This is a genomic window from Hymenobacter sp. ISL-91, from assembly GCF_018613725.1.
Lineage (GTDB): Bacteria > Bacteroidota > Bacteroidia > Cytophagales > Hymenobacteraceae > Hymenobacter.
The window spans coordinates 1-21,191 of record NZ_JAGGPS010000034.1 but is presented as its reverse complement, the minus strand read 5'-3'; the positions used below and the strand labels follow the sequence as shown (position 1 = coordinate 21,191).

At 59.4% G+C, this 21,191-nt stretch carries 19 protein-coding genes; 3 read left to right on the top strand and 16 right to left on the bottom strand.

Annotated elements, in window-relative coordinates:
* Positions 1 to 27 precede the first annotated feature (27 nt).
* From J7E24_RS13705 to nuoK, 5 genes are all read right to left on the bottom strand, one after another.
* On the bottom strand, positions 28 to 1,440 hold the full coding sequence (locus J7E24_RS13705) for an NADH-quinone oxidoreductase subunit N (RefSeq protein ID WP_215138721.1): 1,413 nt from the start codon (positions 1,438 to 1,440) through the stop codon (positions 28 to 30).
* A 105-nt stretch (positions 1,441 to 1,545) separates the two neighbouring features.
* Entirely contained in the window at positions 1,546 to 3,033 is a 1,488-nt protein-coding gene (locus tag J7E24_RS13700; RefSeq protein ID WP_215138720.1) for a NuoM family protein, read from the bottom strand.
* Positions 3,034 to 3,086: 53 nt separating this feature from the next.
* Positions 3,087 to 3,560 (bottom strand): hypothetical protein, encoded by a 474-nt coding sequence (locus J7E24_RS13695; protein WP_215138719.1) that lies wholly within the window; start codon positions 3,558 to 3,560, stop codon positions 3,087 to 3,089.
* Positions 3,561 to 3,569: 9 nt separating this feature from the next.
* A complete protein-coding gene (gene nuoL / locus J7E24_RS13690) occupies positions 3,570 to 5,525 on the bottom strand; it encodes an NADH-quinone oxidoreductase subunit L (RefSeq protein ID WP_215138718.1) in 1,956 nt (651 codons plus the stop codon).
* Positions 5,526 to 5,655: 130 nt separating this feature from the next.
* Complete coding sequence (gene nuoK, locus J7E24_RS13685) at positions 5,656 to 5,988, bottom strand: NADH-quinone oxidoreductase subunit NuoK (RefSeq protein WP_019947411.1); 333 nt, start codon at positions 5,986 to 5,988, stop codon at positions 5,656 to 5,658.
* Between the two features lie 344 nt (positions 5,989 to 6,332).
* Here nuoK and J7E24_RS13680 point away from each other — a divergent pair, with 344 nt between their 5' ends.
* Both J7E24_RS13680 and J7E24_RS13675 read left to right on the top strand, forming a co-directional pair.
* A complete protein-coding gene (locus J7E24_RS13680) occupies positions 6,333 to 8,420 on the top strand; it encodes an SWIM zinc finger domain-containing protein (protein WP_215138717.1) in 2,088 nt (695 codons plus the stop codon).
* Positions 8,421 to 8,460: 40 nt separating this feature from the next.
* Entirely contained in the window at positions 8,461 to 8,922 is a 462-nt protein-coding gene (locus J7E24_RS13675) for a MaoC family dehydratase (RefSeq protein ID WP_215138716.1), read from the top strand.
* Positions 8,923 to 9,883: 961 nt separating this feature from the next.
* On the opposite strand, the gene J7E24_RS13670 is transcribed toward J7E24_RS13675, so the two are convergent.
* The 10 genes from J7E24_RS13670 to J7E24_RS13625 form a co-directional block, all read right to left on the bottom strand.
* A complete protein-coding gene (locus J7E24_RS13670; protein WP_215138715.1) occupies positions 9,884 to 10,396 on the bottom strand; it encodes an NADH-quinone oxidoreductase subunit J in 513 nt (170 codons plus the stop codon).
* A gap of 96 nt (positions 10,397 to 10,492) precedes the next feature.
* A complete protein-coding gene (locus J7E24_RS13665) occupies positions 10,493 to 11,056 on the bottom strand; it encodes a NuoI/complex I 23 kDa subunit family protein (RefSeq protein ID WP_215138714.1) in 564 nt (187 codons plus the stop codon).
* Positions 11,057 to 11,114: 58 nt separating this feature from the next.
* On the bottom strand, positions 11,115 to 12,194 hold the full coding sequence (gene nuoH / locus J7E24_RS13660) for an NADH-quinone oxidoreductase subunit NuoH (RefSeq protein WP_215138713.1): 1,080 nt from the start codon (positions 12,192 to 12,194) through the stop codon (positions 11,115 to 11,117).
* Positions 12,195 to 12,298: 104 nt separating this feature from the next.
* Positions 12,299 to 13,303 (bottom strand): 2Fe-2S iron-sulfur cluster-binding protein, encoded by a 1,005-nt coding sequence (locus J7E24_RS13655; protein WP_215138712.1) that lies wholly within the window; start codon positions 13,301 to 13,303, stop codon positions 12,299 to 12,301.
* A gap of 121 nt (positions 13,304 to 13,424) precedes the next feature.
* Positions 13,425 to 14,765, bottom strand: a complete 1,341-nt coding sequence (gene nuoF / locus J7E24_RS13650; protein ID WP_215138711.1) for an NADH-quinone oxidoreductase subunit NuoF — start codon at positions 14,763 to 14,765, stop codon at positions 13,425 to 13,427.
* A 123-nt stretch (positions 14,766 to 14,888) separates the two neighbouring features.
* The gene (gene nuoE, locus J7E24_RS13645) at positions 14,889 to 15,458 is read right to left on the bottom strand and encodes a complex I 24 kDa subunit family protein (RefSeq protein WP_215138710.1); all 570 of its coding nucleotides are present in this window, start codon (positions 15,456 to 15,458) and stop codon (positions 14,889 to 14,891) included.
* A gap of 20 nt (positions 15,459 to 15,478) precedes the next feature.
* The gene (locus tag J7E24_RS13640; protein WP_215138709.1) at positions 15,479 to 16,747 is read right to left on the bottom strand and encodes an NADH-quinone oxidoreductase subunit D; all 1,269 of its coding nucleotides are present in this window, start codon (positions 16,745 to 16,747) and stop codon (positions 15,479 to 15,481) included.
* Between the two features lie 108 nt (positions 16,748 to 16,855).
* Complete coding sequence (locus tag J7E24_RS13635; protein WP_215138708.1) at positions 16,856 to 17,419, bottom strand: NADH-quinone oxidoreductase subunit C; 564 nt, start codon at positions 17,417 to 17,419, stop codon at positions 16,856 to 16,858.
* A gap of 89 nt (positions 17,420 to 17,508) precedes the next feature.
* Entirely contained in the window at positions 17,509 to 18,063 is a 555-nt protein-coding gene (locus J7E24_RS13630; protein WP_251047202.1) for an NADH-quinone oxidoreductase subunit B, read from the bottom strand.
* Between the two features lie 77 nt (positions 18,064 to 18,140).
* A complete protein-coding gene (locus J7E24_RS13625; RefSeq protein ID WP_215138707.1) occupies positions 18,141 to 18,533 on the bottom strand; it encodes an NADH-quinone oxidoreductase subunit A in 393 nt (130 codons plus the stop codon).
* Positions 18,534 to 18,664: 131 nt separating this feature from the next.
* Between J7E24_RS13625 and J7E24_RS13620 the strand changes: the two genes are divergently transcribed.
* The gene (locus J7E24_RS13620; RefSeq protein ID WP_215138706.1) at positions 18,665 to 19,270 is read left to right on the top strand and encodes a Uma2 family endonuclease; all 606 of its coding nucleotides are present in this window, start codon (positions 18,665 to 18,667) and stop codon (positions 19,268 to 19,270) included.
* A gap of 100 nt (positions 19,271 to 19,370) precedes the next feature.
* On the opposite strand, the gene pruA is transcribed toward J7E24_RS13620, so the two are convergent.
* Positions 19,371 to 21,035, bottom strand: a complete 1,665-nt coding sequence (gene pruA, locus J7E24_RS13615; protein ID WP_215138705.1) for an L-glutamate gamma-semialdehyde dehydrogenase — start codon at positions 21,033 to 21,035, stop codon at positions 19,371 to 19,373.
* Positions 21,036 to 21,191 lie beyond the last annotated feature (156 nt).

Below are 21,191 nucleotides of genomic sequence, written 5' to 3'. Positions count from 1 at the left end.
TGCATTAAGACTGTGGAGCGCTTCAGCTTACAGCGCTCCAGCCAGCAGGCCCGGCAGCACGCCCAGCAACACCGTCAGCAACGCCAGCACCAGCAGCGCACCCGACTGGAAAGTGGTAACCGGCACGGCCTCGGCCGTTTCGGCGTCGTCAGCAGCGCGCATATACATGGCGATGATGGGGCGCAGGTAGTAGTAGATGCTCACCATCGACATCACCAGCGCAAAAACCACGAGTCCGATGTAGCCGTTTTCGACGGCGGCCATAAACACGAAGAACTTGCCGAAGAAACCGCCCGTGAGCGGAATGCCGGCCAGGCTCAGCATGGAAACCGTGAGGCAGAAGGCCAGCAGCGGGTTGGTTTTGGCTAGGCCGTTGAAGCCGGCGTAATCCTCGCGGTGGCGGGCGTCGGCTACCAGCTTCAGCACGCCGAAAGCCGATACGGTGGCAATGGAGTAAGCCAGCGAATAAAACAGAATACCGTTGGCCGAAGCCCCTTCGAGGGCCCCGTTGAAGGCCACCAGCGCAACGAGCAGGTAGCCGGCGTGCGAGATGCTGGAGTAAGCCAGCATGCGCTTCACGCTGGTTTGGGCCACCGCGCCCACATTGCCCACGAGCAGCGTGAGCACGCACATGGCCGTGAGCGTGGGCAGCCATACGCCCTGGGCAGTAGCGGCCGGAAATACCTGCACCAGCAGTTTGAGGAAGGCGGCAAAACCGGCGGTTTTTACCACCGTGCTCATAAAGGCCGTGAAGAAGGTAGGCGTACCTTCGTACACGTCGGGCGTCCAGAAATGGAAGGGCGCGGCACCTACTTTAAAACCGATGCCGAGCAACATCATCAGCATGCCGATATAAAGCATGGGACGTAGCGACTCGTTTACCGGGTTCTGCACCGCAAAGCTGATGCTGCTGAGCTCGAACGTGCCCGTAGCGCCGTACACCAGCGCCATGCCGAATAGCAGGATACCGGTGAAGAAGGCGCCCATCAGGAAGTACTTCAGGGCCGCCTCGTTCGAGCGCACGTTGCGCTTGTCGGAGCCCGCCAGCACGTACATGGCCACGCTCAGGATTTCAATGCCCAGAAACAGCATCAGCAGGTGGTTGTAGCTCACCAGCATGATGGCGCCCACCATCGAAAACAGCAGCAGCGAGTAGTATTCGGCCAGGTTGGCTTCCTCGTCGAGTACGTACTTCTGCGAGAAGGGCACGAGCACCAGCGCCGTCAGCAGCACGATGCCGGTAAAGGCCACCGAGAAGTTATCGATGGTGAGCATGCCGCTGAAGAACGACTGCGGCCCCTGGTTCCAGTCGAGGAAGTTCACCGTCAGCACCAGGCCCAGGATGAGCATCATCACGGGCAGCAGCAGCCGGTTGGAGCGGCGGAAACCCAGAAACAGGTTGCCCAGGCCCAGCGCAGAAAGCAGAATAATTGAATTCATGTCGTCTCAATGTAGCGCGAACTTTGTAGTTCGCGCGGCTGCCGGTTCGGTCGTGCGGCTAATATGCTAAAGGCGCGGGGACGCGAACTACAAAGTTCGCGCTACTTACCGTTTTGCTACCTCGCCCAAAATCCCCAGCACGCTGCCTTCCGACAGGTGCAGGAACATATTGGGGAACAGGCCCAGCAGGAATACGAGCAGAATAAGCGGCACCAGTACGGCCAGCTCAGCGCCGGTCAGGTCGGTGAAGGTGGCCGAGTGGGTGGAATCGGGGCCGAGCATCACGCGCTGGAACATGCGCAGCAGGTACACCGAGCTCAGGATGATGGTGATACCGGCTACGGCGCCCAGCCAGGCGTTGTACTGGTACACGCCGGCCAGCAGCAGGAACTCGCCCACGAAACCGTTGGTGAGCGGCAGCGCCACCGTGCCCAGCAGCAGCACCAGGAAGCACACCGTGAGGACCGGGGCTTGGCGGGTGAGGCCGCCCAAATCGGCAATGTTACGGGTGCCGGTGCGGCGCTCAATGGCGTCGGCAATGAAGAACAGGCCCACTACGTTGATGCCGTGGGCCAGCATCTGAATGCTCGCGCCCTGCATGCCGAGCTGGGTGAGCGAGAAGACGCCGGCAATCATCAGGCCCACGTGCGAGAGCGAGGAGTAGGCGATGAGCCGCTTGAAATCGGGCTGGCGGATGGCGATGATGCCGCCGTAGATGATGCCGATGACGGCCAGAATGAGCACCAGGTTCTGCCAGTAGTCAACGCCCAGGGGCACGACGGGCAGCAGCCAGCGCATGCAGCCGTAGATGCCCATTTTCAGCATGATGCCGGCCAGCAGCATGGAGGCGGGGGCGGGGGCGTCGGTGTAGGTGTCGGGCTGCCAGGTGTGGAAGGGGAAGATGGGCATCTTCACGGCGAAGGCCGCGAAAATCAGCCAGAACACCCACAGCTGGGTTTCGGCGGGCAGGTTGAGGTTGTAGAAGGCGCTGAGCGAAGCGTTGTGGGCCGAGAGGCCGTCGACGGTCGGGCCGGTCTGGAAGTAGAGGTACACGAAGCCGGCCAGCATAAACAGCGAGCCGATGATGGTGTAGAGGAAGAACTTGAACGTGATGCGCGCCCGCTCGAGCCCGCCCCACACGCCGGCCAGGAAGTAAATCGGAATCAGGGCCACCTCCCACATGAAGTAGAACAGGAAGGCATCCTGGGCCGTGAACACGCCAATCAGGCCGGTTTGCATGAACAGCACCAGCGCGTAGAACACCGACTCGTTCTCGAAGTTGCGGCGGAAGGCGCTGAGCAGGATGATGGGCACGAGCAGCGTGGTGAGCAGCACCAGCAGCAGGCTGAGGCCATCCATGCCCACGTGGAAGCTGATGCCGGCCGTAGGAATCCAGCTATAGTTGGCCTCGAACTTGGGGCTGATGTCGCCGCCAAGGGCCAGCTTGGCCCCGGAGAAACCGGCGGCGTACAGGGCCAGCGCAAATTCGAGCAGGGCCGCGCCCAGCGCCGCCACCCGCGCCGACTTCCCCTTGAAGAAGTGCAGCAGCAGGGCGGCCGTTACGGGCCAGAGTAGAAGAAGGACAGTCAGCATTAGGTGAGCGAGGTGTTCTGGAGATGAAATGTTAACTAAACTATACGTCTGAGTTACATTTTTTCTTTAATCATATCAAAATCACACTCAACACGATAATGGATAAATTCTCCAGAATATGTTCTGGTAATTCTTGCATTATTAATTCTGTCTTCCCACGCATCAACTGCCACTTTTTGATACGCATTTGCCCAACTCTCTACCCCTAGTTTATTCGCTAAGTACATATAAGTGATGCCGTAAAATGTACCGTCTATAAAAATCAATACTAAACCAGTAGAATTAATATTATCAAGAAATCTCACATAACGAAAATTGTCTTTCTGGTCTTCTGAAATAAATTTAAATCCTGTTCCTGATATATACTTCCTTCTAGTTGATGCCTCGTCAAGAAACCATCCCCATTTCTTATTACTATTCATATTCGCTACATAATCACTAACGATAGGAGCTTGTGCTCTTGCTAACTCAGAGGTAGATGCAAATAGAAGGCAAAAAGCAAATGTTACTTTAATCAGTAAAGGCATATTAGTATTTTAAAACTTCCCGAAGTTCAGCGCCATAACCAGCACGATGGCCACAACCATCAGCAGGAGGTATACTTCCACGGAGCCGGTTTGCACGTTGCGCAGGAGTTGGCCGCCGCCCATTGTTACGCGGCCGAAACCGTTGACGATGGGGTCGATGATGCCGTTTTCGACGAAGCGGTAGAGGCCGCGGGAGAGCCACATGATGGGGCGCACCAGCAGGGCGTTGTACAGCTCGTCGATGTAGTATTTGTGGTACACCAAGTTGTCGAGGAAGCCGCGCGGGGCCTCGTCCTCGGCCGGGCGCACGCCGCGGCTCACGTACATGACGTAGGCGACGATGATACCCAGCACGCCTGCACCCACCGACAGGCCGATGAGCATGAGCTCGGTGCCGTGGTCAACGGCGAGTTCGAAGGCAGCCGGATTAATCTTCTGCGAGTAGGTGAACAGCGGGGCGAGGTAGTTGGTGAGGTAGGCGTTGTCTTTGCCCAGGAAGAACGGCGCGTTCATAAAGCCCCCCACGGCCGCCAGGAGGGCCAGCACGATGAGCGGCAGCGTCATGGAGGCGGGCGACTCGTGCAGGTGCTGGCGCTGCTGCTCGGTGCCGCGGAACTCGCCGAAGAACGTGAGAAACAGCAGCCGGAACATGTAGAAGGCCGTCAGGAACGCCGTAACCAGGCCTACGCCGTAGAGCAGTTTGCTGTGCTGGAAGGTGTGGAGCAGGATTTCATCCTTGGAGAAGAAACCGGCGAAAGGCGGGATGCCGGCAATGGCCAGGCAGCCCACCAGGAAGGTAATGAACGTAATGGGCAGCGCCTTGCGCAAGCCGCCCATGCGGCGCATGTCCTGCTCGTTGCTCATGGCATGAATCACGGAGCCCGCGCCCAGGAACATCAGGGCCTTGAAGAAGGCGTGGGTGAGCACGTGGAACAGGCTGGTGCTGTAGCCCAGCACGCCCAGCGCCAGAAACATGTAGCCCAGCTGCGACACGGTGGAGTAGGCCAGCACCTTCTTGATATCGTTCTGCGCCAGTCCGATGGTAGCCGCGAACAGGGCCGTAGCCGCGCCGATGATGGCAATAACTTCCAGCGTATCGGGGGCCAGGGTGAAAAGCACGTTGGCCCGCAAAATCATGTAGATGCCCGCCGTAACCATGGTCGCGGCGTGAATCAGGGCCGAAACCGGCGTGGGGCCGGCCATGGCGTCGGGCAGCCAGGTGTAGAGCGGCAGCTGCGCCGATTTGCCCGTGGCGCCCACGAACAGCAGCAGCGTAATGGCCGTGACCACGCCCGGCCCGTAGGTGCCGAACTGGCCGAGCGAGGCCTTCTGGAACACCTCGCCGAACTGCACCGAGTTGAAGGTGAGGTAAATCAGGAAGATGCCGAGCAGGAAGCCCAGGTCGCCGATGCGGTTGATGATGAAGGCCTTTTTGGCGGCGTTGTTGTAGGCCGTGTTCTTGTTCCAGAAGCCGATGAGCAGGTAGGAGCACAGCCCCACGCCTTCCCAGCCGATGAACAGAATCAGGAAGTTGGAGCCCAGCACCAGCACCAGCATCGAAAACACGAACAGGTTCAGGAAGCTGAAAAACTTGCCCACGTTCTCGTCGTGGGCCATGTAGCCGATGCTGTAGACGTGAATCAGGAATCCCACGCCCGTTACCAGCAGCAGCATAATCAAACTCAGCTGGTCAATCTGGTAGCTGAACGGAATCTGCATGGTGCCCACCGAAATCCAGTCGAACAGCGGCACGGTGTACTGGTACTGAAAGTTCAGGAACAGAAACACCGAAATGGCGAACGAGCCCAGCACGGCGGCCGAGCCAATCAGCCCCGCCACGGTGGCCGACAGCTTGCGGTTGAGCAGACCGTTTATCAGGAAGCCCAAAAACGGCAGCAGCGGAATCAGCACGTACAGCAAGGTCGGGTACGGTGCGCCGGCAGCGGGTAGAACGGTTTCTTGCATGATTAGGGATGCAGAAGCGCAATTGTCATCCTGAGCGGAGCGAAGGACCTTATCCCATTCGGATGCTAGCCGAACAAGATTCGCTCTAGCGTGATAAGGTCCTTCGCGCTGCTCAGGATGACAGGGCGAATCAGAATTTCAAGCGACTCAAAAGATTAACGTCGGTGCTCTGGATGTTGCGGTAAATCATCACGATGATGGCCAGGCCCACGGCCACTTCGGCGGCGGCCACGGCCATGATGAAGAACACGAATACCTGCCCGTTGGGGTCGGCGCGGAAGGCCGAAAAGGCCACCAGCAGCACGTTCACGGCATTGAGCATCAGCTCGACGCTCATGAAGATGATGATGGCGTTGCGCCGGGTAAGCACGCCCAGCACCCCGATGCTGAAGAGCGCCGTGGCAAAAAAGACGTAGTACTGAAGGGGAACCGTCTGGATAACCTGCGGTATGTTCTGGTCCATGCGGGGGGGCTAACGGCAAGCAAAGGCCCCGACGGCGGGATGGGGCCGGGGCAATGGAGGGCAAAGGTATCCTGAAAATCGGAAAAGGCCACTGTTTGGGCAGTTTGTTTGGGGGGCTGGCGTCGTTTCGTTCTGGCGTGGTGCCTCACCCCCGGCCCCCTCTCCAGGGGGAGAGGGGGTGCCAGACGACAGTATGTATAGGCGGTAGTAACGGCAGCCGTTGAACGCACCCCCTCTCCCCCTGGAGAGGGGGCCGGGGGGTGAGGCGCACGTGGAGGGCGACGACGCCCAGACCAAACCGCAAAACCGTATTTTCGCCCTATCACCCCAACCCCGCCCCCGCCATGCTTACCCTTGCCGACCTCCGCGCCGAAGCCAATACCGCCAGCTTCAGCAAGGGGCGGGCGTATTTTGAAGAAGGGGCGGTGCACCGGCTGCGCTACCGGCCCGACGATCAGGAGTACACGGCCATCGTCAGCGGCTCCGACGAGTACGACGTGCAAATCGGGCTGGACACGGACGACGGCCCCAGTTTCTGGTGCAACTGCCCCTACAACTATGAGGGTATCTGCAAGCACTGCGTGGCCGTAGGGCTGGCGGTGCTGGAAAGGCAGGAGCAGCAGCCGGCTAACGGCCAAAGCCCGCTGAGCGCAATGGCGGGCCGCAAACCCGAACCGGCGTTGGCGGCCGGCGAGCCAACGGCCCCGCCCGAAACCGCACCCGAACCCGTTTCGGCCTCGGAGCTGGAAACAGCCCTGCGCGACGTGCCGAAGCCCGAGCAGCTCAAGTTTCTGGCCCTGCAACTGCGCCAGAATCCGGCGCTGGCCCGCGCCTTCCTCACCCAGTTTGTGGGGCCGCCGCTGCCGCCCGATTTCCTTGCTGCCGACGCCACGCTGCCCCGGCTGGCCGAGCTACGCGACGCGCTACGCCGCCCCCTCAACTGCCTGCGCTTCGACCACCTCACGCTGGCCGACGAGCAGGGTCGCCTGCCCCGCATCGTGTTCAGCTTCGGACCAACGGGCCGTTTTCTGGCGGAGCTGGCGGGCCGCATCGGGCAGGTGCTGACGCCGGTGCTGGGGCCCGCCGCGGCGGCCCTGCGCGAGGCGCTGGCCGCGGGGCGGCTGGCCGAGGGGCTGCGCCGCTGGCAGGGGGCCTGGCTGGCCATCATCGACCTGAAAAAACCTGCCGCCGATACCTACAACCTGTTCTTTGGCAACTACTACGCCCGGCAGGTGGCCGATACGTGGCTGGCGCTGCTGGCGGAAACGGGCACAACGGCGCTGCTGGAAACCCAGTCCTTCGACCCCGCCGAGGTGCAGCGCTGCCTGCCGGTATTCGTGCGGGCGGTGCTGGAGCCGCTGGCCGCCACCCCGCCCCCCTTACCCGCCCCGCGGAGCCGCCGCCCCGGCCCCTACAGTGCAGCTCCGCAAAGCACGAGCCCACCGCTCCCCGACGCCGAGCTGGCCCTGTTGCTGGCCGTAGCCGCCAACCCTGGCATGGCACCAGTGCTGCGGCCGGTGCTGCGGCCCCACGCACACCGCCTGCCGCTGCCGCTGCAAGCGGCGCTGGCCGCCGGCTGCCACGACTGGGCCGCGTGGGAGCCGCTGGCCCGCCGGCAGCTCACGCAGCACTACACCGCGCCGCTGCTTACCCGGCTGTTGCACTTCTACCACGAGCAGGCCCGCACCGCCGAGCTGGTGGAGTTGGCCACCCAGCATTTCGGAACCGCCGAAAGCAAGGCGCTGGTGACCGGTTTCGTGCTGGCCTACCTGTCGCCGGCCGCCAGCCGGCCGCTCTACCTCAAGGCCCTCACGCATCGGCTGGAGCAGGAGCACGATTTCGCCGACTACGAAACCCTGGCCGGCATCTGGACCGATACGGAACGGGCGCAGTTCGTGAAGCGGGCGCTGGCGCCGTCCTCGCTGCGGTTAATGAATAACTTCCCGCTGCAATTCCGGGCGCGGCTGCTGGCCCACGAGCAGCGGGTGGCCGAAGTGCTGCCGCTGCTGCTGCAAGCCGTCTGGCATACGCCCAAAAAGCGCCCTGCCTGGGGCACGCCGCCGCCGGTGCTCGACCTGCAGGCGCTGCCCGAGCTGCTGGCGCTGGCCGCCCGGCACCAGCCCGAAACCACGCTCGACGCCGTGATGGAGCGGGTAGAAAACTATCTGGACCAGACCTCCCTGCGCTCCGTGGAGCTGTACGACCACCTGGCCGGGTGGCTGAAAAGCCTGCGGGAGGTGCCGGTGCTGGAAGAGCAGGTGACGCTTTTTGCCGAAGGGCTATTCAGTAAGTACAGCAAGCTGGCCTTCCTGCGCAAGGCCCTGCGTGAGGCCGGCCTGCTGCCGGAGCCAGAAGCGCGGCACCCCAAACTGCCGCGGGCCGGGGCCACCCCGCGGGCTGCCCGCCAGGTTAAAAATCCCTTCCAACGCTAAACCGTATCTTCGGGCCTCTCTTCTCCGTTTACCTTTTCCTATGAGCATTACCATTGGCAGCCTGGCCGAGCTGCAGCAGCACGAGGGCCAGCAGCTGGGCATCACGCCCTGGCACACCATCACCCAGGAGCAAATCAACCAGTTCGCCGCCGCCACCCTCGATTTCCAGTGGATTCACACCAACCCCGTGCGGGCTGCGGCCGAGTCGCCCTTCGGCGGCACTATTGCTCACGGCTACCTCACGCTGTCGTTGTTGCCCTACTTCTGGAACCAACTGGTGCAGGTCGAGAACCTGAAGATGCAGGTGAACTACGAAATCAGTGAGTTCCGCTTCAACCAAGCCGTGCTGGTCGATACGCCCGTGCGCCTACACGCCACGCTATTGGCCGTAAAGGACCTCCGCGGCATTGCCAAGGCCAACATCGGCGTGAAAATGGAAATCGAAGGCAACAAGAAGCCCGCCTACACCGGCGTCATTACCTTCCTCTACCACTTCGAGTAGTTGGCGCGCCCTACGCCCCAGGGCTGAAGCCCTGGGCTACGTAGCGGGATATTGCATGAAACTGTTGAATAGCCCAGGGCTTCAGCCCTGGGGCATAGGGCGCGCCAAACGGTTACGGGTGGATTACCAGCCTAGTCGTATAAAGCCAGCAGCGGCACCTGAGAAATCAGGTACCGCTGCCGTTAATGAAAGCCAGCTTTTATGGTTGGCCTAGATAAAGAAGGGCCACAAGATGCCTTTGAATTCGCCTACAAAAGGGCCTATAAAAAGAGTGCTTAGAAAGCCATGTGATTTTGCCCAGACCCACCAAAAATATAAAGCCATTATCTGGCTTATGGCAGCATATAGAACTGCAACTATTGAGAAAATCTGTCCCAAGATTAACTTATTAAAGTTGAAAAATATTCTAAGCCTCTCTACAACCTAATAGCCACTCCTTTTAGGTACATATACCTTATTTCCATTGTCGTTGGTGTAGTATTGGCCACCGCGAGGACCGGTCTTAATCTGTTGACCACTTCCGTAATTATTCGCTGGAGGAGTGTAGTCAGCGGCCCGAGTTCCTGAAGTATTGGTGTAGGGATTATTATTTCCCTTCGTGCTATAGTTGTCGGTGTTAGTGGAATTGGTACTGCTTCGAGTGTAGGGAGCAACGTAAGTACCATTAGACCGAGTGTAGCCGCCGACTTGGGTTTGAGCGAATGAAGCGGTAGTAGCTAGAATGGCTACAACAAAAGATAGAAAGAGACCTTTCATTAGATTAAATGAAGAGGAGAGCCTACTCTGAAATGGTTTTCGGCGTACCCAATTATTTTAAGGCCCACGTTTGATGCGAATAAAACAATGCTTGAATATAACATCATAGATAGCACATTTCAAATATTTTTTGACAAAAGAAATAAAAGAGCAGCGGCTAAAAAGTAGTTACCCCTCTCAATTGCTTGAAAATCAATTCTAAACATTAGAAATTCCGCTCGCCGGCTTCGCGCTTGCCGAGCATCACGGCGCCGACCATGGCAATCAGGAACAGCACCGAGGCCAGTTCGAAGGGCAGCAGGAAGTCGGTGTAGAGCTTGAGGCCGAGCTGATCGACCATGCCGATTTGCGAGTTGAAGGGCGTGCCGGTAGCCACGCCGGTGGGCAGCACATCCTTGAGGGCGGCCACCAGAATGAGCAGCAACGAGCCGCCGGCCACGGCGGCGGCAATTTTGGCCAGCGCCGGCTTATGCGGCTCGGTTTCCACGTTCAGGTTAAGGAACATTATCACGAACAGGAACAGCACCATGATGGCGCCGGCGTACACGATGATGTTCACGGCCGCCAAAAACTGGGCGTTCAGCAAAAGGTAGTGGCCTGAGAGCGAGAAGAACGTCAGAATCAGGAACAGCACGCTGTGCACCGGGTTCTTGGCGAAAACCACGCCCAGCGCACTCAGCAGCGCCACGAACGAGAGGAAGAGGAATAAGGGATGCATGGGTGGTGGTTGGGTTTTAGTTGTCAGTTGCCAGTGATGATTTAGCAGTCAAGAGTAGTCCGTTGGGACTGACAGCTGACAACTAAAAACGAACAACTAAGCAATGCGCGCACGCAATGTATCGGCCTGCTCGGAGGTGAGTTGAATCCCTTTCACGCTCCGCTCATCGGGCGACACCGGCTCCACAAGGCGGTCTTTGCCATATACAAACTCGTCGCGCTCGTAGCGCGGCGGGGCCATCTTGTCGGGCTGCAGGTAGATGGCCGCTTTGGGGCAGGCTTCTTCGCAGAGGCCGCAGAAGATGCACCGCAACATGTTGATTTCGTAGCTGATGGCGTATTTTTCCTCGCGATAGAGGCCTTCTTCGCCCTTCTTCCGCTCGCCGGCCACCATTGTAATGGCTTCGGCGGGGCAGGCCACGGCACACAGGCCGCAGGCAGTGCAACGCTCCCGGCCCTGCTCGTCGCGCTTAAGCACATGCAGGCCCCGGAAGAAACCTGAAAACGGCCGCACCTCCTCGGGGTAGCGCACGGTGGCCTTCTTCATAAAGAAGTGGCGCATCGTGATGCTCAGGCCCTGGAAGATGGCCGGCAGGTAGGCCCGCTCAGCCAGCGTCATGGGCTTCTTTTCTAATACCTTGGCTCGGTTGGTGAGTTGCATGCTATGGAGTCCTTCGGCTGGTCGGAGCGTGCTCAGGCCAGCAAAGTGAGTGGAGTTGTTAAATCACCCCGAACAGGATGAGGGCGCCGGTGAGCACGATGTTGAACACGGCCAGCGGAATGAGGATGGTCCAGCCCAGGCGCATAAGCTGGTCGTAGCGGAAGCGCGGCAGGGTCCAGCGAATCCACATGAAGAAGAAGATGAAGGCGAAAATCTTGGCAAACAGGCCTACTGTGCCCAGCAGCGTAATCAGGTTCTGAGCCGAGGCCAGCTCCCAGCCCTGGCTGCTCACAAACCAGTCGCGCAGTTCGTACTGGAAGGGGAAGTTAAAGCCGCCGAAGTACAGCACGCTCATCACGGCCGACACGACGAAGATGTTCACGTACTCCGAAAACAGGTACAGGCCCAGCTTCATCGACGAATATTCGGTGTGGTAACCGCCCACCAGCTCAGTTTCGCACTCGGGCAGGTCGAAGGGCGTGCGGTTGGTTTCGGCGAAGGCGCAGACCAGGAAAATAATGAATCCAATTGGCTGCTTCACGATGTTCCACAGCTGCCACTCGCCGGCCACCGACTGCTGCAGCGTGATTTCGCGTAGGCTCAGCGTGCCCGAAATCATGAGCACCGCAATCAGCGACATGCCCATGGCCAGCTCGTAGCTGATGTTCTGCGAGGCGGCGCGCACCGCGCCGAGCAGCGAGAACTTGTTGTTGGAAGCCCAGCCGCCAATCATCACGCCGTACACGCCCAACGACACCACGCCGAAAATCCAGAGCATGCCGATGTTCACTTCAATTCCCTGCAGAAAAAACAGGTTGTTGCCGAAGCTCATGGTGTTGCCGAACGGAATAACTGCCGACGACATCAGAGCCGTAATCATGGCCAGGCAAGGACCTACCACGAACAGCACCTTGTTGGCGCCGCCGGGAAAGAACTCCTCCTTCGTGAACATTTTCACGGCATCGGCCAGCGGCTGGAGCAGGCCGTAGGGCCCGGCACGGTCGGGGCCCACTCGGTCCTGCAGAAACGCCGCAATTACGCGTTCGGCGTAGGTGCAGTAGGTCGCAATCAGCAGCGAAAGCGCGAATACGACGAAGATGACGATGGATTGCCAGCCGAGAGCGGGTAGTTCGAACATTGTGTTTTGAGCTGTTAGCTAATAGCTGTTAGCTGTTAGCTTCTGTTCAATAATGTGGCAGAGCACGAAAGCTAACAGCTAACAGCCATCAGCTAACAGCTTTCTTAAGATCCTAATTTCAGTGGCGGATTCTTCTCCAATTCGCGCTGGGTGCTGGCGGGCAGGTCGGCAATAACCGACTGGTTGAGCACGGGCAGTTCGTAGTGGTTGGCCGAAATTACGGAAGAACGGTCGATGTGCGCCGGCCCTTCGATAGTCCAGTCGCTGGTTTCCTTCTTTTCGAAGCGGCATTCGTTGCAAATCCACTCTTTTACCTCGCCATACTGGTCCTTGCGGGCCGTAGTACGCAGTACATCGTTGCCCTTGTACCAGAGCACTACATTGCCCGAGCATTTCGGGCAGTCGCGGTGGGCATTTATGGGCTTCGTGAACCACACGCGCTGCTTGAAGCGGAACGTTTTATCGGTCAGCGCGCCCACCGGGCACACGTCAATCACGTTGCCCGAGAAGTCGTTGTCGATGATGTTCTCGATGTAGGTGCCGATTTCGGCAGCGTCGCCGCGGCCCAGCACGCCATGAATTCGGTCGCCCTTAGCAATCTGGTCGGCCGTGTACACACAGCGGTAGCACAGAATGCAGCGCGTCATATGCAGCTGAATCAGGGGGCCGATATCGATTTTCTCGAACGTGCGGCGCTCCTCCTGGTAGCGGGTCGTGCTCACACCGTGCTCGAAGGCAAAGTTCTGCAGGTCGCACTCGCCGGCCTGGTCGCACACCGGACAATCCAGCGGGTGGTTGATGAGCAGCATCTCCACGATGCCCTTACGCACATCAAGCACGCTGTCGTTGGTCGTGTTTTCCACCACCATGCCATCCTGCACAGGTGTAATGCACGAGGCCACCAGCTTGGGCATCGGGCGGGGGTCTTTGGCCGAGCCGGCTGCCACCTTTACCAGACAGGCGCGGCACTTGCCGCCCGAACCTTTCAGGGGCGTGTAGTAGCACATGGCCGGGGGCACGATGGCCCCGACAATCTGGCGGGCCGCGTTCATAATAGTCGTGCCGTCCGGAACTTCTATCTCGATGCCGTCGAAGGTTATTTTAGCCATTTGATTCTCTTGTCATCCTGAGCAGAGCGAAGGATCTTATCACGTCCGCGCTCTGATATGTACTAATCCTGAAGAACGCGGCGGTGATAAGATGCTTCGTTCCTCAGCATGACAGGTAAAGTTACGCCGTTACCAGCTTGCCCGGAAACACCGCGCCGGGCTTGGTGGCGTCCTGCGGGTGCGTAACGTGCCACTCGAACTCGTCGCGGAAGTGGCGCACGGCGGCCGCCACGGGCCAGGCGGCCGCTTCGCCCAGGGGGCAGATGGTGTTGCCCTCAATCTGCTTGGCTACGCTTACCAGCAGGTCGATGTCGTGCATCTGACCATGGCCGTGCACGAGGCGGTGCAGCACCTTTTCGAGCCAGCCGGTACCCTCACGGCACGGCGAGCATTGCCCGCAGCTTTCGTGATGATAGAAGCGGCTGAAATTCCAGGTATTGCGCACAATGTTGGTCGTCTCGTCCATGGCAATGAAGCCACCCGAGCCGAGCATAGTACCCGTTACGAAGCCTCCGTCGCTGAGCGACTCATAAGTCATCAGGCGGTCTTCACCGGCGGCAGTTTTCAGGATGAGCTCCCTGGGCAGAATCGGCACTGAGGAACCGCCTGCCACTACGGCCTTCAGGTCGCGGCCCTTCCAGATACCGCCGCAGTATTCATCGGAGTAAATAAACTCCTCGACGGGCAGGCCCAGCTCGATTTCGTAGATGCCGGGCTTGTTGAGGTGGCCGCAGGCGGAGAAGAGCTTGGTGCCGGTGCTCTTGCCCACGCCAATCTTCGCGTACTCGTCGCCGCCCTCGTTCACAATCACCGGTACGGCGGCAATGGATTCCACGTTGTTGACCACGGTGGGGCGGGCGTACAGGCCCTGCACGGCCGGGAAAGGCGGCTTGTTGCGCGGGTTGCCACGCTTACCCTCCAGGCTTTCGAGCAGGGCGGTTTCCTCGCCGCAGATGTAGGCGCCGCCACCCGGATGCACATACAGGTCGAGGTCGTAGCCCGAACCCAGGATGTTCTTGCCCAGGAAACCGGCCGCATAGGCTTCGGCAATGGCTTTTTCGAGGATGCGCAGCACGTACAACAACTCACCCCGGATGTAGATGTACGAGGTATTCGCGCCCAGCGCGTAGGAGCCCGTAATCATGCCCTCAATCAGCAGGTGGGGCAGTTTCGACATCAACTGGCGGTCCTTGAAGGTGCCCGGCTCCGATTCGTCGGCGTTGCACACTAAATAGCGCGGCACGCCCTCGGGCTTGGCCAAGAAGCTCCACTTGAGGCCCGTCGGGAAGCCCGCGCCGCCGCGGCCCCGCAGGCCCGACTTCTTGACTTCCTCTACCACCTCATCGGGGGTCATGGTTTTGAGGGCCTTCTCCACCGAGCGGTAGCCGCCGTGCTTGCGGTACACGTCGAGCGTCTCGATGTCTTCAACGTTGATATGTTCGGTCAGCAGTTTGCGTCCCATTTCTTTGGAGCTGTTAGCTGTTAGCTGTTGGCTATTAGCTAGGTAAATAAGCTGTCAGAACAAATCTGACGAACAAAATTACTGGGCAGAAAAGCTAGCAGCTAACGGCTACTAGCCAACGGCCTAATTGTTGGACAGCGCGTTGGGCAGGCCGTTTTCCTCCCAGGGCAGGGCAGGCCGGTGCACCTGGTTGCGCAACTCCGTCAGCATGGCGTCCACGGCTTCGGGCGTGTCGAGCTGCTCGTAGTACTGCTCGCGTACCTGCACAATGGGCGCGAAGCCACAGGCAGCCAGGCACTCCACTTCCTTCAAGGTAAATAAACCATCTTCGGAAGCCGGGCCGCCAACTTTAGCCCCGGTAATGCGCTCCAGATGGGCCGTCAACTCGTCGGAGCCGCGCAGCATGCAGGGGCCGGTGCGGCATATTTCCAACACGTGCTTGCCCACCGGCTTGAGGTTGAACATGGTGTAAAACGACGACACCTCGTACACCTCAATCGGTTTCACGCCCAGCACTTCGGCCACCAAATCCTGCACTTCGGGGCTTACCCAGCCGCCAAATTCGGCCTGGGCAATGTGCAGCACCGGCAGCATGGCCGACTTGCGGCGGTCCTCCGGGTATTGCTTGCAGATGCGCTCGATTTCGGCCTGGGCGGCTTCGGAAAATTGCGGCTTAACGGCAGTCGATTCCATATCAGTTGTATTCAGAAAAACTACGCGTCGAGCTCCCCGGCAATTACGTTCATCGAGCTTAGTGTCACGATGGCGTCGGAGAGGGTCTGGCCGACTACCATTTCGGTGTAGGCCTGGTAGTAGATAAAGCAGGGCCGGCGGAAGTGCAGGCGGTAGGGGGTGCGGCCGCCGTCGGACACCAGATAAAAACCCAGCTCGCCGTTGCCGCCCTCCACCGAGTGGTACACCTCGCCCACGGGCGCGTCAATCTCGCCCATCACAATTTTAAAGTGGTAGATGAGGGCCTCCATGTTCTGGTACACGGCCTGCTTGGGTGGCAGGTAAAAGTGCGGCGCATCGGCGTGGTAGGGGCCGGCGGGCAGGTTTTCCAGGGCCTGCTCGATGATGCGCAGGCTCTGCCAGATTTCCTCGTTGCGCACCATAAACCGGTCGTAGGTGTCGCCCTTGGTGCCCACCGGAATTTCAAAATCGAAATCCTGGTAGCTGGAGTAGGGGTTCATCACCCGCACATCGTAGTCGACGCCGGCGGCGCGCAGGTTGGGGCCGGTGAAGCCGTAATTGAGGGCGCGCTCGGCCGAAATAGCGCCCACGTCCACAATCCGGTCCATGAAGATGCGGTTGCGGTTGAACATGGCCTCAAACTCACGCATTACGGCCGGGAAAGTTTTCAGCCAGGCACGCAGTTTGGCAATGGCAATGTCGGAGAAGTCGCGCTCCATGCCACCCACGCGGCCCATATTGGTAGTCAGGCGGGCGCCGCTTACTTCTTCGTAAATCTCGTACACCTTCTCCCGCTCATCCATCAGGTAGAGGAAGCCGGTGAAGGCACCCGTATCCACGCCCAGAATGCCGTTGCAGATGAGGTGGTCGGTGATGCGGGCCAGCTCCATGAGAATCACGCGGATGTACTGGGCGCGCTTGGGTACTTCTACGCCCAGCAACTTTTCCACCGTCATGTGCCACCCAAAGTTGTTGATGGGCGACGAACAGTAGTTCATCCGGTCGGTGAGGGTGGTAATCTGGTAGAACGGCCGGCGCTCGGCAATCTTCTCGAAGGCGCGGTGGATGTAGCCGATGGTGGGCACGCCGGAAATAATCCGCTCGCCATCCATCTGCAGGATGTTCTGGAAAATGCCGTGCGTAGCCGGGTGCGTCGGGCCCAGGTTAAGAGTCGTCAGCTCCTGGTTGAAGTCGTTGACGGTGGGCGCGAGCGGGTGCAGCCGCGGCTGCTGCTCGCGTGCCTCCTCAATTATTTTATGGGTGCCTTCCAGCGTGTCGTTTACTGCCATGTTGCTAGTATTGAGTAGTTAGTATTGAGTATTGAGTATCGGTGTTTTGAGTTGCCGTAAGAACAAAAATCTCACTACTCAGTACCAACTACTCCCTACTAAAACACTCTATCGACCAAAGAACAGGTCGGTTTTGTCTTCGCGGGTGCCGTCTTCGAGGGCGTACTCCTTGCGCATCGGATGGTAGTCCATATCCTCCACATTGAGGATGCGCATGAGGTTGGGGTGGCCGGGGAAAACGATGCCGTAGAAATCGAAGGCCTCGCGCTCCATCCAGTTGGCGGCCGAGTACAGATCCGTGAGGGTAGGAACCACTGGGTCGGCAATAGGGAAGAAGATTTTCAGCCGCAGCCGGATGTTGCGCGTAAGGCTGTGCAGGTGGTATACCATGCCCAGTTCCTGGCCTTCGCGGTCAGGGAAGTGCATGCCGCACATCGTAGTCAGGAAGTTAAGCTGCAACTCCTGATCCTGCTGCAGCCCGGCAATAATCCCGTGAATCTGCTCCCGGGTGGTGGTGGCCGTCAGCAAACCGTAGGGCTCCTCCACATCGGTGAAGGCCGCCTCGCCAAACAGGCGGTGCAGCAGAGCCAGCAGCTGCGCATTCTGCTGCGCGGCCGGGTCCTGGGCGGCGGCTTGTTCCTGCGCCGGGATGGATTCGTTCTGGTCAGCCATTTCTGAGTACTTAGTATTGAGTATTTGGTATTGAGTATTGAACTGCCGACGATGAAAAGTCTAACTACTCAATACCCAATACTCACTACTTACTTGATGTTGTACGATGCCAGCAGGGCCTGATACTCGGGCGAGTTGCGGCGGCGGATAGATTCGTTTTTGGCTAAGTCCTGCACGCGCATCAGGCCGTCGAGCACCTGCTCGGGGCGGGGCGGGCAGCCGGGTACATACACGTCGACCGGAATGATGCGGTCGATGCCCTGGAGCACCGAATACGTGTCGAAAATACCACCCGAGGAGGCGCAGGCACCCATGGCCAGCACCCAGCGGGGCTCAGCCATCTGCTCGTACACCTGCTTCACAATGGGGGCCATCTTCTTGGCAATCGTGCCCATCACCATCAGCAGATCGGCCTGCCGGGGAGAGAAGCTGGGGCGCTCGGAGCCGAAGCGGGAAATATCGTAGCGGGAGCCCATGGTAGCCATGAACTCGATGCCGCAGCAGGAGGTAGCAAAAGGCAGCGGCCACAGCGAGTTAGCGCGGGCAATGCCTACTACTTTTTCCAGGGAAGTAGCAAAGAAGCCCGCGCCTTCGAGGCCGTCAGGGGCTTCCACCGTTTTAATTTCGGGAACTCGAATATCCATAAGAGCAGAAAGTCAGGGAAGAAAAAGTGGATTAATTCCACTCAAAGCCAACATAGGTTGGCAGACAAAAGTTTGGCCTACCGGCTTTCGTTCCAGTTCAGAATGCCCTTTTTGATGACGTACACAAAACCGGCCATCAGCAGGGTCAGAAACACGAGCATTTGCAGAAAACCCGTAGTGCCCAGGGCGCGGAAGTTCACGGCCCAGGGGTACATAAAGATAACCTCGACGTCGAAGAGCACAAACAGAATGGCCGTGAGGAAGTATTTCACCGAAATCGGGGTGCGGGCGTTGCCCACCGACTCGATGCCGCACTCGAAGGCCTCGTCCTTCACCACGCTCTTGCGGCGCGGACCCACGAGGTGCGAAACCACCATGGCGAAGGCTACAAAGGCGACGGCCAGCACAAACTGGACGATAATGGGTAGAAAATCCTGGGGCTGGTATTGAACGGGAACGGCGAGCAGCATGGCAGCAACGGGTAAAAGGCCGTTTTCAGACGGCATGGGAGGCAAAGGTAGGCCCTTCGGAGTTGGTAACAAAGATGAAAGCCGGCGGGGGCGGAAAGGGTTATCTTTGATTCAACTAAACCCCGCCCGAAATGGTCCAGCCCCAAACTAAGTCGCCTACCCGCTACACGGTGGAAGAATACCTGGCGCTGGAGGAAACCGCCAACCAGCGGCACGAGTACTTCGAGGGCGAGGTTTTTGCCATGCCGGGGGCCTCGGCCACGCACCACACCATCCGTCAGAACTACGTTATCAGCCTGCGGGCCGGGCTGCGCGGGCGGGGCTGCAAGGTGTATGACGAAGGCATGAAGCTGGCTGTGCAGGAGGGCCGCTACTACACGTATCCAGATGTGCTGGTGACCTGCCATGCTGCTGATGTGGAGGAGCCATTCATCGTGCGCCACCCGGTGCTTATCATCGAAGTGCTGTCGCCATCTACCGCCGACCATGACCGGAGCTGGAAATTCAACCAGTACAAGCAGTTGCCTTCGTTGCAACACTACGTGCTCGTAACCCAGCACACCTGCCTGGTTGAGTGGTTCCGGCGCGAGGAAAGCGGCGTGTGGTCCTTCACGCCATTGGCGGAGCTGACCGACGCGCTGGAAATACCTGAGCTGGGCCTGACCCTGCAGGTGGCGGATGTGTACGACGAACTGGACATCACGCCCATGCAGGCCCAGCCACCGACCGAGCAGTAAGCTGCTGTCAGCCAGCAAAACGGCAAATAGCTTCAAACGCAAAATGGCCACCCTGTCTGGGGTGGCCATTTTCAGTTCAGGCAAGAAACAGCGCTTTGGGCTAGATGCCTTTGTCGCGGTTCAAATCTTCGGCCGGGGCAGCGCCCAGGAAGGGGTAGCGGTAATCCATAACCGGCACGAAGGTTTCCTTGATGGTGCGCGGCGACACCCAGCGGAGCAGGTTGAGGATGGAGCCGGCCTTGTCGTTGGTGCCGGAAGCGCGGGCGCCGCCGAAGGGCTGCTGGCCCACCACCGCCCCGGTGGGCTTGTCGTTGATGTAGAAGTTGCCGGCGGCCTGCACCAGCTTGCGCGTGGCCAAGTCGATAGCGTAGCGGTCCTGGGCGAATATGGCGCCGGTGAGGGCGTAGGGTGAGGTCTGGTCGACTATCTCCAGGGTTTGCTCGTACTCGTCGGCCTCGTACACATACACCGTCACGACGGGGCCGAACAGTTCCTCGCACATGGTTACGTACTTGGGGTCCTTGGTCACAATGACGGTGGGCTCGATGAAGTAGCCCTTGCTCTTGCTGTAACCGCCACCGGCGATGATTTCCACGCTGCTGTCGGCCTTGGCGGCGTCGAGGTACTTGGCCAGCTTATCGAATGACTTCTCGTCGATGACGGCGTTGATGAAGTTGGAGAGGTCCTCCACGTCGCCCATTTTGAAGGTGGCGAGGTCCTCCTTCACGTAGCCCAGAATTTCGTCGGCCAGGTTCGAGGGCAGATATACCCGCGAAGCCGCCGAACACTTCTGGCCCTGGTACTCGAACGCACCACGCGAAATACCCACGGCCACGGCCTTCGCTTTGGCCGATTTATGGGCTACGATGAAGTCCTTGCCGCCGGTTTCGCCCACGATGCGCGGGTAGGTTTTGTACTTGCTGATGTTCTCGCCAATCGTTTTCCAGATGTGCTGGAACACGCCGGTCGAGCCCGTAAAGTGGATGCCCGCGAAATCGGGGTGCTGGAAGATGACGTTGCCAGCCGTGGGGCCATCCACGTACACCAAGTTGATGACGCCGTCGGGCACACCGGCTTCCTTGAACAGCTCCATCAGTACCTGGGCCGAGTACACCTGGGTGTCGGCGGGCTTCCACACGGCGACGTTGCCGAGCATGGCCGCCGAGGTGGGCAGGTTGCCGGCAATGGCCGTGAAGTTGAAGGGCGTGAGGGCGAATATGAAGCCCTCCAGGGGCCGGTGCTCCAGCCGGTTCCACATGCCGGGCGACGAAACAGGCTGCTGCTTGTACAGCTCGCTCATGTAGTACACGTTGAAGCGCAGGAAGTCAATCAGCTCGCAGGCGGCGTCGATTTCGGCCTGGAAAGCGTTCTTGCTCTGGCCCAGCATGGTGGCCGCGTTGAGGCGGGCGCGGTAGGGGCCGGCCAGCAAATCGGCGGCTTTCAGGAAGATGGCGGCCCGCTGCTCCCAGGGCAGCTCGGCCCACTCAGTACGGGCAGCCAGCGCGGCGTCAATGGCCTGCTGCACGTGCGAGGCGTCGCCGCGGTGGAAATGGCCGAGGGTATGCTTATGGTCGTGGGGCGGGCTCATGCGCACGAGCTTGCCGGTGCGCACTTCCTGGCCGCCAATGTGCATGGCAATATCGCGCTCCTGCTGCTTGAGCTCCTTTAAGATCTTGAGCAACTCAATCCGCTCGGGCGAATCGGGCGCGTAGCCCTTCACAGGCTCGTTAATCGGCAGCGGGACGTTGAAAAAGGCGTTGGCCATAGGATGGGTTGTTTTTTAAGTGGCGGATAGGCTACAAAGGTAGGGCTTCGGGAGTAGGTAGAGTAATACGAGTGTCATCCTGAGCGGAGCGAAGGACCTGCTTACGGAAGCACAGGATGTTGCTGAGGTTGTGCTACCGTAAGCAGGTCCTTCGCT

Coding starts and splice junctions, on each gene's coding strand:
- J7E24_RS13700 (WP_215138720.1), bottom strand. CDS start 3,033: ATGCTGACTGTCCTTCTTCTACTCTGGCCCGTAACGGCCGCCCTGCTG.
- J7E24_RS13675 (WP_215138716.1), top strand. CDS start 8,461: ATGAGCATTACCATTGGCAGCCTGGCCGAGCTGCAGCAGCACGAGGGC.
- nuoE (WP_215138710.1), bottom strand. CDS start 15,458: ATGGAATCGACTGCCGTTAAGCCGCAATTTTCCGAAGCCGCCCAGGCC.
- nuoK (WP_019947411.1), bottom strand. CDS start 5,988: ATGGACCAGAACATACCGCAGGTTATCCAGACGGTTCCCCTTCAGTAC.
- J7E24_RS13625 (WP_215138707.1), bottom strand. CDS start 18,533: ATGCTGCTCGCCGTTCCCGTTCAATACCAGCCCCAGGATTTTCTACCC.
- J7E24_RS13620 (WP_215138706.1), top strand. CDS start 18,665: ATGGTCCAGCCCCAAACTAAGTCGCCTACCCGCTACACGGTGGAAGAA.
- J7E24_RS13680 (WP_215138717.1), top strand. CDS start 6,333: ATGCTTACCCTTGCCGACCTCCGCGCCGAAGCCAATACCGCCAGCTTC.
- J7E24_RS13635 (WP_215138708.1), bottom strand. CDS start 17,419: ATGGCTGACCAGAACGAATCCATCCCGGCGCAGGAACAAGCCGCCGCC.
- J7E24_RS13655 (WP_215138712.1), bottom strand. CDS start 13,303: ATGGCTAAAATAACCTTCGACGGCATCGAGATAGAAGTTCCGGACGGC.
- J7E24_RS13695 (WP_215138719.1), bottom strand. CDS start 3,560: ATGCCTTTACTGATTAAAGTAACATTTGCTTTTTGCCTTCTATTTGCA.
- nuoH (WP_215138713.1), bottom strand. CDS start 12,194: ATGTTCGAACTACCCGCTCTCGGCTGGCAATCCATCGTCATCTTCGTC.
- J7E24_RS13705 (WP_215138721.1), bottom strand. CDS start 1,440: ATGAATTCAATTATTCTGCTTTCTGCGCTGGGCCTGGGCAACCTGTTT.
- J7E24_RS13640 (WP_215138709.1), bottom strand. CDS start 16,747: ATGGCAGTAAACGACACGCTGGAAGGCACCCATAAAATAATTGAGGAG.
- J7E24_RS13630 (WP_251047202.1), bottom strand. CDS start 18,063: ATGGATATTCGAGTTCCCGAAATTAAAACGGTGGAAGCCCCTGACGGC.
- J7E24_RS13665 (WP_215138714.1), bottom strand. CDS start 11,056: ATGCAACTCACCAACCGAGCCAAGGTATTAGAAAAGAAGCCCATGACG.
- pruA (WP_215138705.1), bottom strand. CDS start 21,035: ATGGCCAACGCCTTTTTCAACGTCCCGCTGCCGATTAACGAGCCTGTG.
- nuoL (WP_215138718.1), bottom strand. CDS start 5,525: ATGCAAGAAACCGTTCTACCCGCTGCCGGCGCACCGTACCCGACCTTG.
- J7E24_RS13670 (WP_215138715.1), bottom strand. CDS start 10,396: ATGCATCCCTTATTCCTCTTCCTCTCGTTCGTGGCGCTGCTGAGTGCG.
- nuoF (WP_215138711.1), bottom strand. CDS start 14,765: ATGGGACGCAAACTGCTGACCGAACATATCAACGTTGAAGACATCGAG.